This is a genomic window from Alkalihalophilus lindianensis (assembly GCF_032843265.1).
Taxonomy (GTDB): Bacteria; Bacillota; Bacilli; order Bacillales; family Bacillaceae_D; genus Alkalihalophilus; species Alkalihalophilus lindianensis.
On the sequence record NZ_JAWJBA010001077.1, the window covers coordinates 1 to 234 of the forward strand.

At 41.9% G+C, this 234-nt stretch carries 1 protein-coding gene; it reads right to left on the reverse strand.

Going from position 1 to position 234, the window contains the following annotated elements; translation table 11 throughout:
* A partial coding sequence (locus RYX56_RS25425; protein ID WP_317124527.1) for a hypothetical protein occupies window positions 1-193 on the reverse strand: 193 nt, incomplete at its 3' end.
* Window positions 194-234 lie beyond the last annotated feature (41 nt).

Here is a 234-nt window from a genome sequence, read left to right on the forward strand (position 1 = left end):
TTGCTTCTAGTACTTCGGTGACAAGGTCCTGATCATTAACCGTATAAATAGTCATCACTCTGTGTTCATCAAGCTCTTCAGCTGCTAAGAGGCTGACAATCGAATCACTAGCATAGCTCGCTTCGATTGCTTCAATTTTCGTCTCGTAAATTGTCTCGTCAACAGCTGTATCTACAGCTAAGACACTCTGCATTAGTCCCGCATAAAAGAGAAAGCAGAAAACGAACAAAGAAG